This is a genomic window from Thalassotalea crassostreae, from assembly GCF_001831495.1.
Classification (GTDB): domain Bacteria; phylum Pseudomonadota; class Gammaproteobacteria; order Enterobacterales; family Alteromonadaceae; genus Thalassotalea_A; species Thalassotalea_A crassostreae.
On the sequence record NZ_CP017689.1, the window covers coordinates 2578777 to 2592203 of the forward strand.

A 13427-nucleotide genomic window follows, 5' to 3' on the forward strand; every position below is an offset into this window, starting at 1 on the left:
TACTTATTTTTAGCTTACGAGTTATAGCCATATTGGTCATAGTATCCATGGAACTCTTCGTATTCTTGGGCTTTGGCGAGGTCGACGTGGTTAAGTACAACGCCGTCTATTTTAACCCCAGATTGGATCAAACGTTTGATGCCGGTCTTTACCAGTTTTTCTTTTGTATCTTCAGCTTTGACCACATACAGCAAGCTGTCGGCGTGACGAGCGACGATCATTCCATCACTTACGGCTTGTATTGGCGCGGTATCGATGACGATGCGTGTATAGCTTTGCTTTAAGTTTTTGATTAACTCTTTAAAGCGATTACTTGCTAATAGCTCTTGTGGGTTTGGCGGCAGTGTACCTGCACAAATCACATCTAGACCGGTTTCTTTATCAGTGTGGATGCATTCTTCTAACTTGTGGGTACCGGCAATAAGATTAGAAAGGCCAGGCGTATTCATTGATAACTCAAAGTTTTTAGCAACGGAAGGCCTGCGCATATCGGTATCAATCAATATTGTTTTATCAAGCTGACTTAACGCAAATGCCAAATTGGTTGAAACCATGGTTTTACCTTCACCTGGAATGGTAGAAGTAATACTGACCACTTGGTTGGTATCTTCAAAGTTCAGCAACAATAAGCTTGTTCGTAAGGTTCTAATTGATTCAGAAAAACTGTGATCTTCACCGTCAAAATAGTGTCTGATATTAAGCGGCTGCTTTTTGTTTTTTTGCTTACCAGGCAGCAATGTTTCGCCTTCACCACTTTGTTGCTTGGTCACCATAGGCACAATGCCGAGCAAGTTTTGATGCAATTTCATTTCAACGTCATCAAGTGTTCTCACTGTGCTATTAACGGCTTCAAGCAATAACGTCGCGCCAACGCCAACGGCAACAGCAAACATTACCGCGATAACAATGATCAGTTTCTTATTTGGCTTAAACGGCCCATAAGGTACTTCTGCTTTTTCGATAACACGGCCAGCCGATACTTCAAAGCCTTCGAGCTGGCTGGTTTCATTAAGTTTTGTGAAGAATGAATCGTAGAGGTTTTTATTGGTTTCTACTTCTTGTCTTAACTCGCGGCGGCGGTTATCAACTCGAGCAAGTTTTTGGTAATCGTCTTTTGCTTGTTCAATCGATTGATTGATTTGTGCCACTTGTTTTTGTGCTTTACGGTACTCATTACCTATGTTTGAGACTAAACGATTAATGTTTTTATTAACGTTGGCATTTTCTCGGCGCAAATCGGCCTTAGCGGCAATTATTTTAGGGTGCTTAACACCATAGGTTAAACCAAGCTCGTCGAGCGTTTCTTCGGCATCGCGTCTTTGCGCGTTAGCTTCTTTAACCGCAGGATGGCTTAAAATATCAGGCAGGTTTGCTAATTGCTCTACGTCTTTTTGATGCTCGTTGATAATGTTATATACAAGCTGAACATCTTTTAACTCGCTTTTAGCATTCACTAGTTCTTGGGCTAAGTTTTCAAGCTCAATGGCATTAAAGCTTTTAACGCCATTTACATCGACAATCGACTCTTGCTCTTGAAACGCTTGTAATCGCTCTTCCGATAGTTCAAGTTTTTCTTTTAAACCAGCTAACGATGAGTTTAACCAGGTTGCCGATTTTTCAATGCGCTGAAGGTTTACATCCATATGATTGTCGATATACGCTTGCGCTGCTGCGTTGGCGATCATAGCGGTTAATTCAGGATGAGGCGAAGTAAAAGAAATCGACGCCAATTGCGTATCTTTAATGCCACTTGCGCCAATACCACCATAGACATAACCAACGGCACGGTGAAATTCAATGGTACTAATTTGTTTTTGTAACTCTTCGTCTGAAAGCGAAATTAACTCCGGGTTCGCCATCAAATAATCTTTTTTATTAATGCTAAATATTGGGTGACGATCGAGTTTAAGTTTTTCAACTACGCGCTCAGCAATCGGCTTAGAGCGAATAATTTCAAGTTGTGTATAAAAATATTCCTGATGACCACCTCCATCATTATAAACATCATCAAGGCTTACCACTTTAGAGTTTTCAGTTTCAAGATATAGGGTTGCCGAAGTTGAATAAATTGGTGTTAATGAATACGCATAAATCGTCGCAATTAAGCCAGCGACAATCGCTAAAGCGATAATGGCCCAACGACGGCGAAAAACAACCTTAAACAGTTGACCAAAATCAATATCGTCATAATCTTGCATATCATCGGAATAGGCGAGTGATTTATTTGATGTTTGTTTATTGTTGGTATTAATAGCGTTTGTACTCATTTAAGTTTAATTAGTTTTGCTTGGCTTTTGCTTAGCGAATTTTTAACTGATATTAAAAGAAGCTCTGCTTCACCGTTATTATGTCCCCGGGAAACACTTCCGCATCGATAGCAACGTTGACCGACTTTTTGCTGGCATCCTTGGCACGAATAATAAATATTTTATCCCTCGATGCGCGCTCGGTAAAACCGCCAGCTAATACCACCGCTTTATCAACCGTAAGTCCCGGCTGATATGGGTAGGCGCCAGACGATTTAACCTGACCTTTAATGAAAAACGGGCGATATTGTTTGATCACCACTGATACATTCGGGTTGATAAAGTAGTCAGGTTTTAAGCCATCAACAATTTTAACTTCAAGCTCGCTTAAAGTAAGTCCTTTGACGCTAATTTCCCCTAAAAACGGAAAATTAATGCTGCCACGATTGTTGATGATAATTTCTTTTTGTAAATCTGGCTCGCCAAATACGCTAATGCTGATAGTATCACCAGAATCGAGTTGATAGGCTTGTGCAGCATTGGCTTGCTTAGCGATAAAAACAGTTGAAAAAAGCAGCGTCATAAATGACAGAGCAATGAACACTCTAGCCTTTGAAATTTGATGAAAAAAAGAATCTAGTCTAGTCATTTATAAACGATTACTCAGTTATGTATCGATAAGTTCTGTTGGTAACAATAGACGTTTTAACAGGTGTTCAAACAAGCGTCTAAAACGACAGCGTTAGACCTACTTCAAAACTGTTACCTTGGTATTCTAAAACACTTACATTACTTTGTCTTTCTGAATTAATTATTGACGCTGAAAATTCGACGTTGCGAAGCATTTTATAATAAGCCGTCGCAGAAATGATGGTGTTTTCATCTTCTCGAATACTGTCACCGTAGTCATCATCACTTTGGGTAAATGAAAGTTTTGTTGCAAGGCGATTTAACCATTGATGGTGCCATGCAAGATTGTAGTTGGTGTTTTCAATAAAACTGCCCTGGCCTTTGGTTTCCGATACTTCACGCGATGTCGAAAAGTCGAAATTTGAGTAAGTAAGTGGCGTCCATAGCACCCCAACTTGCCAGCGCAAACCGCTGGTATCTTCGCGATTACCGGCATCAAAGTCTTTGTTTGAGTACCCCATTTTAGCGTAACCAGTAGTTAACGCACTTCCTTGCCATTCAAAACCTGCAAACATAGAGAAACTGCTGCTATCTAATGTTGGCTCAGATGCCCGTTGATTTTGATATTCCACGTTGGTGTGCGCAATATTAAATGTCGCTTTAGTGAACGCGCCAAGGTTATAGTAAATATTACTGCCAATGGTGTGCGCATCATGTTCGCGATTAGCGGTGTAATCTAATCCCGGTGATTCAGGTAAAATACCAGGCTCAAGATCGTTATCATAAACACTACCCCAACGCATTTTTAGCCATTGGTATTTAAAGCCAATATTCATAATGGCTTGTTTAGAGCCGTAAACGTATTCGGAGTCTATTTTAGTTTGTTCAAACGTACTAGGTTCAGTCAGTAACGGACCAAAACCAATTGAAAAGCCTTTACCACGTTCTTCATGGCCATATGAATAGCCGACTTGCGTATTAAGGCGGTGGCGCGAGCCTAAATCAAACGCACCAATAAAATCTAGTTTATGGTCGAGATAGCTGTCATCGCTATCATCGTAAAAAGTGACATTAGAAAATTGGTAATTAAGTTGCAGTTTATTTAGCTCACTGCTGCGACTTAATGCAATGCTTGGGGTGATGCGGGTGATCCAAGTGTCTTGTTCACTGTTTTCAACATCTAAGTAGTTATCATCAAAAGTCTGAGTTGCTTTTAACATCGGGGTGGCATCGAACTCGGCAAACTTAAACGTATGCGGATCTAATGCGTTGGCATATTTTACAGGTGCGGCAAGGCACAGCAAAAAGCTTGCTGCTAAAACTAAGTTACTTGAACTTAAACTCGCTGGTTGTAAACTGGCTATACCGCGGCGATACTTCATTAACGCTCTAAACCCTGAAAAATATTATTATTAGCTTTTCGCACTTATTAGCAGGTGTTATTAGTGTTTGCTTTTAACATTACTATAAACGTAGCTTTTAACGTTTGCTTTTGGCGTGCGAATTTTAATTATTTTTATACTTGCCTAGCATAACCTAGCAAGCGTTTAAAAAACAGTCTCCAGATCATTTTTTTTACATTTAAACTATTGTACAAGTGTTTAAAAACAAAGGGTTTAACGAAACTTCACCCTATTCTCACAGGCTTTCTTTGACAATTTCAAAGGCGCTTTGTGTCGCTTTTAGGATAGGTCTTCAACGTAGTTTTTTGACTTAAGGCCAGAGTGGGAAATCCAAGCAAGGGCAATTATCATATGGAACAACATCGCATTCGCCGGTGCCTGCAAATTAAAATCTACACTCATGTGCATTAACATGCCTAATATTGCCATGGTCGATGCAAAGCCGACACCTTGCAATATTCGACTATTACGATGCTTCATTGCTCGTATTGCATGCACTAAGGTGATTAGCACCACAATAAGTAACCAGATAGAAGCGGGAATGCCATATTCAATGGCAAATTGCAGATAATCGTTATGTGCATGGTCAAAGAAGGCTTTAACGTCTTGTCCTTTGACCGTTTCAAAAATGCTGTAATAACTGCCACCGCCGGTGCCGGTTTCGGGAAACAACTGCACTAGTTCAACACTGTACTCGTTGACATCAACCCGCGCTTCATTAGCAATTGATGTATTTTCGATGCGCGTTTTCACCTTATCGATACCAAAGTAGGCACCCAAAATAATGGTGTCGACCACAAAGATGCTGAGCAGTAAAAACAGTAAGCTTCGGCTTTTATCGCGCATTAACCAAAGCGCCATCACACCAGCAATCGACAGCGCAACAAAAAAGGCGGTATTGCCCATTCTCGAGCGAGATATCACCAGTGCAATAACCATAATGGCTAAGGCAATACGCAACGCCGCTTTACCCGAAATCAACATTCTAAGGGCATTGGCAATATGATCACGACCTGAGCGCAATCTATCTTTGTTTAACGTCGCCACTAAATAACCCATACCAACAGACAGTGACATCATAATGTAATTGGCAAAATGGTTTTTATAAACGAAGCTGCCGTTTGCAGCAGAGCTATTGTTAAGGCCTAATACGAACGACTTTTCACTGCCGCTTAACGCCATTAAGCTGCCGTAAAATGCTTGCCAAGTGCCAATAACAATAATAGAGATAAGTAATAATTTTAAGCGGTTAAAATTGTTGACCAACACCAAACAAGACAACATTAATAAATAATAACTAAGGCCTTTTAGTGTGGCGATTTGTGATTGTACTTGATCTAAAGACAAACTCATCCACGCATCAGCTGACACATTGATGTACTGGCTTTTTAAATAGTAGATGTTCGAGCTTAGCAGTTTGATCATTGGCGCTGGTAATGGCGTTATTTGAATCAATTGAAACAGTACAAACACGCCCAAACCAATAACGATTGGCCAATAGAGTCCTAATGACTGTCGAATATACGATAATGAATAGCTCAAGATCGTCATTGCAAAAATTGCAAAGCTGGCAACTTCCATGATCGCCCATGCCCACGGTCGGTTTGAGCCTAACGGTATAGGTAACCAAAACAACAACAATAAAAAAGCACCAAAGGTGATAGTGCTTAATCTATTGTTTTGAATTTTTTTGCGGGAATGGTTGTGCTGCATTTGCTTAATTAGACGACGCCGTTTGTTGGCCCGCACCTGGTCCGCCATTGCCATTGCCACCACCTAATGTTCCTGGCGGGATCGGCGGCGCTAAGTCTAATGCTTTGCGTTGATTGGCAAGTTGCTGGTTTGCAGTTAACTCTACAGAGTCTATTTGTTGTTTTGGATTTAACGCTGGGTTGATGAGCGTTTCAGCTTCTTTTTCGCTAACCGCTGGTTGTTTGTTTTCAGCTAATTGTTGTTTGAGTTTTTCTTGCTTGCGTTTTTCTTTTTCTAATTGGTATTCAATTGAGTTTTTGTCGTCGATGACTATTTCGTCAACTGCGAGCTCATCAACAGCCAGTTCTTCAACAGCTGGCTCTTCAACGGCGAGTTCGTTCATGGCTAACTGGCCAGCAATTTCTTGCTCAGCTATTTCTGCTTCAACAACAGTTTCATTTTCTATGGCTATTTCATTTTCTATGACTGGAACTATTAAGTCTTGTTGAGAGTTAAGGTGAGAGTTTAAAGTGGTTTCAAACTGAGCGTCACTGCCTTTAAAGTTGTTAATGGCTGCACCTGAGCCAAACATCAGCAGTAAAATAATGATAGCTATGGTAATACGTTTCATTAATACTCTCAGGTTAAATAATCGTTATGCTCAAGGCTGTTTACTGCTCATGGCTGTTTACTGCTCAAGGCTGTTTACACTATATGCGCGAAACCTTTAATTTGACGATGCGGTAAATTGGCCAGCGCCGGGGCCGCCATTTCCATTACCACCACCAAGTGTTCCGGGTGGAATTGGCGGCGCTAGGTTTAACGCGCGGCGTTGGTTTTCTAATTGCTGTGCAGTGTTTAACATCGCTAACTCTTGATCAGCATTTTCTGGCTCTAAAGTGTCGATAACGTCAGCTTGCTTCAGTTCAGGTTGTTGTTCCGCCTGCACGACTTCAACTTGCGCTTTATCTTGTGCGGTTACCGGTCTGCCCTTTTCAGCTAACTGTTTTTCTAACGCTAATAACGCTTCTTCATTTAACTGTTTCGTTAGCTTTGCTTTGAGCTCAGCATCAAGCTCTCGTTTTTGCTGCTTGAGCTTACGTTTATCTTCTTTAGACTCATAAATTAGTACATCAGAATCAGTGGTATATTGCTCGCTGCTGGCGATTTCTTCGCTGTCAGTGTCATTTGCTGCCATATCAGCATCACTACTAATATCACTATCAGCAAGAAAATTACCGGAACCAGAAAACAGCGACGAATCATCTTTAAAAGACGAAACCGCCAATATTGATGATGCGAAGAATAAAGGTAATATAAGTGCTGCACTTTTACGTTTCATATTACTTTCCAGTTCTGTTCCGATTCGAATTAATTTTAACCATTAGTTGACGATAATAACCTTAATTTAACGATTTTTATAGTGTTAATTGCCTGAAGGCGTTTATTTACAATGTGTTAACTTATCAGGCAATATTTTAACGTTTACTATTTTCGCGACTATTTGGCACCGCCATCATTTTGCTCTTGATTATATTTGCTATAACCCCAGAGCATTTTTGCCACTTGCGTCGATAGCTCGAGCCATGGATTGGCTTGCTGCTCAGTAAAAAAGTCTAATTTAATGCCAATAAATAATAGCGTTTTAAATTTTGCCAAAGCAGCTTTGGCTTCAATTAGGTAAGGGTATCGCTCTCGATAAAAGTAAAACTCTTGTCCCGCGCCAATCTTTGCCGGAATTGCCAACAAGGCTAAACTGATTTGTTGTTTAAACATACAATCTTGTAATTGCATGATCACCGGGTAAATGGTCAAAGTTAAGTCGCAGCTCTTATTCCACAAATCGAGATTTTCATAAGCTAACTGTGGGTTGCTGTTAGCGGGGTTAACGGTATGGCTATTTGATTGATTGTCTGCAGCGTGATTGGTTTGAGGTTCAGCTTGGTTGGAGTGATTATTTGAAGTATTCATATTAAAGTCCTTTTTAAAATGTACTTCTAAAGTTTAGCCGATAAATTTGGTTTTTCGAGATAAATAAATGGGCCGCAGCAGTATGTAGGGCTTATAAGTAGGGTCAGATCATAGTTTTCACAGACCGTTCAGTAATTAAAGTAATTAAAGTAATTAAAGTAATTAAAGTAATTAAAGTAATTAAAATTATAGGCAGGGGTTTATACAGGTCAATAATGACAAAACAGTGCTGCCAAAACGTGGGAGCAAAAAGTACGATCTGACCCTACTTATTTTGCTCGTTCTTTTTTGCCATTAACTTTGTGGAATGGTCGAATGATAAGTCGAACAATGAAGCGTTCAAATATTGCGGGTATTATCAGAGCTAATCACGACCAAAGTTTGGCGAGCCCAACCTTGGCCTGCTCACTGCTTTGATAGGTTAATTCGAATCGATGAATATCCAATAAGAAGTTGATCAATAAGTCTAATTTTTCTTTATCCATTTCAACACCAATTTGATAACCGCTTTCACTAAGCATGGCTAGGGTATCGATTATGGTCAATCGTTTTGCATCCGCGGCCTTATGAGTATCCGTTAACGTTTGGTTAGCTTGAACAAATTTAGGGTTGACTAAAAGTACCTTGTTGCTGGTGATAGGCTGTTTTATCGATTGATTAAAGGCGAACTTTTCCGGCCACACATATTTTAGTTTTCGACCATCAAGGCGTTTAAAGATACTGGCGCTTTCTAGCTCAGGATATTGATTTGCAAGATGTTGCCAACTGCCGCTTTTAATTGCCATCGGAAGGTTCAAACACAACAAGTTAAAGTGCTTATCAAGGGCGATGATTTCGTCAGAATATAACGGCGCTTTTGCGTTCGTCAGCTCTGCGCAAAGCGTAGACTTTCCTGCTCCTGACTTACCCGGTATAAGCAATGTGCCCTGCTCGGTTTGCACAGCAGCGCCATGGTAGCAAAAATAGTAGTCGGTACTTTGAAATGCCAATATCTGCATGCGATCGATTAGCTCGGGCATAATTTCGTCAAAGCGTAAGTCTTGGGCAATCAAATGGTCATTGGAGAAAACAAAGAATTCGTCGTCGTTAAGATCGACATCAAGTTCAAAGTCTATTTCAATGTCTTCTGAAAGAGTTTGCTTTGACGTTGGCTTTCCGTTTGACTGTTCTATTGGTTTTAAAAGCGCTTTTACTTCATTAATAAATTTTGTGCAATTGCTGCTAATGGCAAACTTAGTGTTGGCAACTTGGCAAACAAATGCGCCTGGTTTAGCGAAGCGACTGATTTCAGCTAAGGCATCTTCTAATAAATTAACGGCTGGCTTTTTGGTTTCTATAGTATCGCTTGGCTGTTCTGGTTCTTGCTCTTGTTTAAGCTCTTGTTTAAGCTCTTGTTTAAGCTCTTGTTTAAGTTCGGGATACCGTCCATCAAGATAACTTATCGATTCTTCATCGCTAACAAACAATTGTTTCACTTCGATATAAAAGCTTCGCAACTGAGTTTCGGTTAAATTGCTTTGTTGTTTAATGTCGCTTATCGCACGTTGTTCAGTAAGACCTTCATCAATAGCGAGAACGAATGCCACTGATATTGACGGTAACTGATATAAACTTTGTTTGCGGTGATGAAACACCATGCCCTTTTCATTCTCGATATAGAGAGAAAGAAAATCACAATTGAGGGGGATGTTAATTAAGGACATATATTACCGATTAGAGATTAGTCGGTTAAGAATAGATAAATTTAGGTGTTACTAGAACATTAGCGGTTAAAAACTGTTTTTAGATGCAGGTTCAGCCTTGCAGTGCTTATTGTTCTGCTGAGGTTTACATGATTTAGGTGCAGCCGAGGTTTTCGGGCTCATTAAAGCGGTTACAGCCAGCGGCGTAACAGCGGCAAGCTTACCGAATTTTTTCATAAAATTACGACGAGTTTCTTCATGTGACAACTCTTGATTATCATCATTATTTAATTCTACGTTATCTTTATTACTAGCCATTATGTCACCCAAAGTACTGCGAACTTCAATAAGAGTGTTTGATTTACTCTAATGCCGAACCTTTCGTTCAGCCTATTGACGAGATAATAACCTGTTAGTAGTTATGACACAAGAGAGTGGCAAGTTTAACCATTCGTTTCAATTAATTAGCGAATAAAAAAGACGACCTAGCGGTCGCCTTTGGGATTTTTATAATTTGGTGGTGGCTTTGATCCTGAGGAGATCCTGAAACGAGTTCAGGAAGTCGAAAGGATATAGATTGCCCTAACCTTCTTAAGATCCTGAAACAAGTTCAGGAAGTCGAAAGAATGCAGGTTGCCCTAACCTCTTTGAGATCCTGAAACGAGTTCAGGAAGTCGAAAGGATATAGATTGCCCTAACCTTCTTGAGATCCTGAAACGAGTTCAGGAAGTCGAAAGGATGTAGGTTGCTGTAACCTCTTTGAGATCCTGAAGCAAGTTCAGGAACTCGAAAGAATGCAGATTGCCCTAACCTTCTTGAGATCCTGAAACGAGTTCAGGAAGTCAAAAGAAGGTAATTAGTTTTGTATTACCAAATTTTTACACGTTTCTCAGGAGCAATGTACATCGCATCACCTGGTTTCACGTCGTATGCTTCGTAGAATTCATTCATGTTAGACAATGAACCTAGTGCACGGAAGTGACCTGGTGAATGAGGGTCAGTTGCTACACGCTCACGCATTGCTTTTTCTGTACGCTTGCCACGCCAGATTTGTGCGTACCCCATGAAGAAACGTTGGTCGCCAGTTAAACCGTCGATAATTGGCGCTTCTTCACCGTTAAGTGAGTTTTTGTAAGCGCGGTAAGCGATAGTTAAACCAGAAAGATCACCAATGTTCTCACCCAGCGTTAATTGACCTGATACGTTTAAGTCATCAAATACTTGGTAACCGTCGTACTGAACAACTAATTGTTGTGCACGAGCTTTAAACTCTTCTAAATCTTTCTCTGTCCACCAGTTCTTTAAGTTACCTTCGTGGTCATACTTAGAACCTTGGTCATCAAAACCGTGGCCCATTTCGTGACCGATAACCGCACCGATTCCACCGTAGTTTACAGCGTCATCAGCTTCCATGTTGAAAAATGGCGGTTGTAAGATAGCTGCTGGGAAAACAATTTCGTTTACTAGCGGGTTGTAGTAAGCGTTAACCGTTTGTGGGTTCATACCCCATTCCCATTTTGCAATAGGTGCACCAAGTTTTGCGATGTCTTGGTTGTGGCTGTACATATCAACACTGATTGAGTTTGCAACGATGTTGTCTTCAGTAATGTTGATCGCAGAAAGGTCATGCCATTGATCTGGGTAACCAATTTTTGGTGTGAATGCCGCTAATTTAACGCGTGATGCTTTCTTAGTTTCATCACTCATCCACTCTAGTGAATCAATTGACTCACCGTAAGCGCTGCGTAGGTTTTCAACTAAGGTTACCATGCGAGTTTTAGCTTCAGGCTTAAAGTGACGCTTAACGTAAACTTTAGCAACAACTTCACCTAAGTTTGCGTTGATCAGGCCAACAGCACGTTGCCAGCGAGGTTTTTGCTCTTGCTGACCGTTGATGTTTTTACCGTAAAACTCAAAGCTTTCCTGAGCGATGTCTTCTGACAATACTGAAGAGAAACCAGTGATAGTTTTCCACGTGTAGTAAGTCTTCCAATCCGCTAAGCTAGTTTCAGCAAAAATAGTACCGAATGCTTCAGCAAAGTTTGGTTGGTTTACGATAATATCAGGGTGATTTACAGCGCCAAGCTCTGTTAACCAAGCGTTCCAGTTGAACTTATCAGTAAGTGTGTTTAAGTCAGTAGTATTGAATTTATTGTAACGTTTCTCAGCGTTACGAGATTCAATACGAGTCCAGTGATGCTCTGCCATCTTAGTTTCGATAGCCATTACTGTTTGTGCTGCTTGTGCCGCGTTTTCTTGGCCAGCTAAAGTAAACATTTTCTCAACGTGTGCTACGTAATCCGCACGCATTTTTACGAAACGTTCTTCTTCTTTGAAGTAGTAATCACGATCTGGAAGGCTTAAGCCTGAATGCCAGATGTGGCTAGTGTAACGGCTTGAGTCTTTTGCATCGATGTATACATAGAAAGCTAATGGCGTAGATACACCCATTTTTTGTGCTTTACCCATGAATGTTGCTAACGCGTCTTTTGAGTCAACTGCTGCAATTTCAGCTAAGATAGGCTCAATTGGCTTAACACCTGCTTTATTTAACGCTTCAACGTTCATGTAAGATTTGAATAAATCAGCAACTTTTTGCTCGTCAGTGCCCATTTCTAGGTTTTCAGTAGCCGCTAACTCTTCGATGATAGCTTTAACGTCGGCGTCAGATTTGTCACGTAGGTCATAAAATGAACCGATAGCAGTTTTGTCAGAAGGCATAGGGTTAGAATCTAACCAACCACCATTAACGTATAAGTAAAAATCATCTTGAGGACGGATTTCTGTATTCATGTTTGAAGCATCGATACCCGATACTAACGTTGTTTTTTGAACTTCAACAGCAGTCGTCGCTGTTGATTCAGCTGAGTTATTACAACCAGCTAAAAGTAAAAGAGATGAGGCTACTGCGCCTGCAATAATTGTTTTCATTTTGTTATACCGTGTATTAATACGTAAATATTTTTGCGAGCCTGATATTATTCGTTATTGAGCTCAAGATCTAGTATTAACTGAAAGCTAAAATGAATTGTTACAAATTTTCAATCATTTTTGTAAAGATTTCTGCACTACCTGTCATAAATCAATAAGTAGGGTCAGATCACACTTTTCAAAAAATACTGGTGTCAGAATCCACTAAATTGTTTCTAAAACTTAGTGGATTCTGACACCAGTATTTAGGTTTTAGGTTGGTTGGATATAACCGTGTGCTTTTAAATGGTCAACAATTTGGCGAGCGCATTGTTCAATGCTTAAGTCGGCTGTTTTTACGTGTATCTCAGGGTTTGTTGGCACATCATAGGTAGAGTCGATACCAGTAAAGTCTTTAATTTCACCAGCACGGGCTTTTTTATACAAGCCTTTTGGGTCGCGTTGCTCACAAATTTCAATTGGCGTATCAATAAATACTTCAATAAATTCGCCCTGCTCTAGCATGTCTCTGGCCATGTCACGATCTGATTGAAATGGTGAAATAAACGCGGTGGTGACAATCAACCCTGAATCGACAAATAATTTGCCAACTTGGCTAATGCGGCGGATATTTTCGATGCGGTCTTCATCACTAAAACCTAAATCGCCATTTAAACCATGGCGCACATTGTCGCCATCAAGAAGATAAGTATGGCATTTTTCTTTAAACAACAAGTCATCTACAGCATTGGCGATGGTTGATTTTCCTGAGCCACTTAAGCCGGTATACCATAATAAACATGATTTTTGGTTTTTAAGCTCACTACGCTCTTGCTTAGTAACTTGATGCATGTGCCAAACAGTATTTTCAGTTTTCATTTTAATTTCACTAT

At 40.2% G+C, this 13427-nt stretch carries 11 protein-coding genes; all 11 read right to left on the reverse strand.

What is annotated here, in order from left to right; translation table 11 throughout:
* Positions 1 to 14: 14 nt before the first annotated feature.
* The 11 genes from LT090_RS11065 to cysC all read right to left on the reverse strand — a co-directional run bounded on the left by LT090_RS11065 (position 15) and on the right by cysC (position 13413).
* Positions 15 to 2267, reverse strand: coding sequence for a GumC family protein (locus tag LT090_RS11065; RefSeq protein ID WP_082897179.1), 2253 nt, complete (start codon positions 2265 to 2267; stop codon positions 15 to 17).
* 52 nt (positions 2268 to 2319) lie between these two features.
* The gene (locus tag LT090_RS11070) at positions 2320 to 2895 is read right to left on the reverse strand and encodes a polysaccharide biosynthesis/export family protein (RefSeq protein WP_082897178.1); all 576 of its coding nucleotides are present in this window, start codon (positions 2893 to 2895) and stop codon (positions 2320 to 2322) included.
* Between the two features lie 79 nt (positions 2896 to 2974).
* Positions 2975 to 4258, reverse strand: coding sequence for an outer membrane beta-barrel protein (locus LT090_RS11075; RefSeq protein ID WP_068546631.1), 1284 nt, complete (start codon positions 4256 to 4258; stop codon positions 2975 to 2977).
* Positions 4259 to 4558: 300 nt separating this feature from the next.
* Positions 4559 to 6046 carry an O-antigen ligase family protein gene (locus LT090_RS11080; RefSeq protein ID WP_082897177.1) on the reverse strand — a complete coding sequence of 496 codons (1488 nt, stop codon included), beginning with the start codon at positions 6044 to 6046 and terminating at the stop codon, positions 4559 to 4561.
* Complete coding sequence (locus LT090_RS11085) at positions 5997 to 6602, reverse strand: hypothetical protein (protein WP_068546629.1); 606 nt, start codon at positions 6600 to 6602, stop codon at positions 5997 to 5999. Before LT090_RS11085 ends, LT090_RS11080 begins: the two co-directional genes overlap by 50 nt.
* A 96-nt stretch (positions 6603 to 6698) precedes the next feature.
* Positions 6699 to 7313 (reverse strand): hypothetical protein, encoded by a 615-nt coding sequence (locus tag LT090_RS11090; protein ID WP_068546628.1) that lies wholly within the window; start codon positions 7311 to 7313, stop codon positions 6699 to 6701.
* A gap of 158 nt (positions 7314 to 7471) precedes the next feature.
* Complete coding sequence (locus tag LT090_RS11095) at positions 7472 to 7942, reverse strand: four helix bundle protein (protein ID WP_068546627.1); 471 nt, start codon at positions 7940 to 7942, stop codon at positions 7472 to 7474.
* A 368-nt stretch (positions 7943 to 8310) separates the two neighbouring features.
* Complete coding sequence (locus tag LT090_RS11100) at positions 8311 to 9645, reverse strand: phosphoenolpyruvate carboxykinase (ATP) (protein WP_157726633.1); 1335 nt, start codon at positions 9643 to 9645, stop codon at positions 8311 to 8313.
* 66 nt (positions 9646 to 9711) lie between these two features.
* Positions 9712 to 9942: a hypothetical protein gene (locus LT090_RS11105; RefSeq protein ID WP_068546625.1), complete on the reverse strand. Its 231-nt coding sequence runs from the start codon at positions 9940 to 9942 to the stop codon at positions 9712 to 9714.
* A 549-nt stretch (positions 9943 to 10491) separates the two neighbouring features.
* Entirely contained in the window at positions 10492 to 12555 is a 2064-nt protein-coding gene (locus tag LT090_RS11110; RefSeq protein ID WP_068546624.1) for a M13 family metallopeptidase, read from the reverse strand.
* Positions 12556 to 12807: 252 nt separating this feature from the next.
* Positions 12808 to 13413, reverse strand: a complete 606-nt coding sequence (gene cysC, locus LT090_RS16950) for an adenylyl-sulfate kinase (protein ID WP_068546623.1) — start codon at positions 13411 to 13413, stop codon at positions 12808 to 12810.
* Between the last annotated feature and the right edge of the window lie 14 nt (positions 13414 to 13427).